Below are 1,289 nucleotides of genomic sequence, written 5' to 3'. Positions count from 1 at the left end.
CCCGGAGCGCCGCTCGCTGCGTCTCGACGGAATCCCGCTTCGCGCCGGGCACATAGTAGTGGTTGGGGCCGTGGATCGCCGAAACGTTGAGGAACAGGAACAGCTTCTGCTCCTCCTCGGCGCGATCCAGCAGCTTGATCGCATGGTTGACCTGGTGCTCGGTCGAGCGCGGGTTGGTGACGCCGAAGTTCATCCGCCAGTAGCTCTCCTGGAAGTATCCCGGCAGCACGCGGGCGAGCGGCACCTTCTTGGTGAAGAAGATGACGCCGCCGATGCAGATCGTACGATACCCCTCCGCCGCCAGGCCGGAGACGATATCCGGCGTATCGAACAGCCAGGTATCGGGATGGGTGCGCAGACCGGTGTTGCGGGAGTGGAACAGTCGGATATGCGACGCCTTGTCCGTATTGGCCGGGGTCGGCAGGAAGCCGCCAAAAAACGCATGATGCGCCGCGTAGGTGAAGCTGCCCGGCGTATGCCGCCGCTCCCAGCCGCCGCTGCCGCATAGATGCGGGCAGTTCGCCTCCTCCAGCACGGCCGCATCGTAGCGCAGCGTATCGAGCGTGATCATCAGGAGATCGTGACTGCCGATGATGTCGTTCATGTTGGGCATGCGCCGCTCTCCTCTCTCTCTATCCCCCGGCGCCCGTCCTCGCCCGCAGCAAAACAGCGCAGCTGCCATTCGTACGGATCTGCGCCCTCATGCAGCACATGATAGAGCAGGTCGCCGTAAGGGTTCACCTCCAGCACATAAGGCTTGCCGGAGCGGCTCACCATCACATCGACCCCCGCCGAGCGAGCGCCCGGGAAGGCCGCCAGCGCCTGCTCCGCCGCCTCCGCCACGCTGCGGCGTGTCTGCTCGCTCAGTCCGAGCGCCTCCAGGCTGCTACGCTCGTTGCGCAGATGCAGATTGGTGACCGGCGTCCGGCTGATCCGGGCGACGCTGTGGCACGCCTTGCCGTCGACGACGAGCTGGCGGATGTCGTATACCCCCGCCGCCGTCCCCGTCCCGGCCGCCGCCTTGGCCACCCAGCGCTCGGCATGCGCGCCATGACGGAGCAGCCAATCGATCATCTGGCGGACCAGACGCGGCTCGGTATAGCGGTGCAGCTTGCGCGTATTGTAGTAGACGGGCGGGCGGGTGATATAGTTGTCCACGCTAAGCGTCGTCAGCGCCACCTCGGCGCCCGTGCGGGGATGACGCTGATAGGCGAGCACGCCGCTCGCCCCCGAGCCGCAAGCCAGCTTGAGGAAGATGCGAGGCATCCGCTCGCGCTGCATCGCCTCGA

Annotated in this window: 2 protein-coding genes; both read right to left on the bottom strand. The window is 66.3% G+C overall.

Annotated elements, in window-relative coordinates; all coding sequences use genetic code 11:
• Nucleotides 1-613: STM4013/SEN3800 family hydrolase (locus PA598K_RS18525; RefSeq protein WP_128658390.1), on the bottom strand; the 613-nt coding region annotated here is incomplete at its 3' end.
• Nucleotides 601-1,289: STM4014 family protein (locus PA598K_RS38060; protein WP_260405485.1), on the bottom strand; the 689-nt coding region annotated here is incomplete at its 5' end. The genes PA598K_RS18525 and PA598K_RS38060, both read right to left, overlap by 13 nt.

Source organism: Paenibacillus sp. 598K (genome assembly GCF_003851045.1).
In the GTDB taxonomy this organism is placed as follows: domain Bacteria; phylum Bacillota; class Bacilli; order Paenibacillales; family Paenibacillaceae; genus Paenibacillus_D.
Note: the sequence above shows the minus strand (reverse complement) of the source record. Positions and strands in the feature narration are given on the sequence as shown.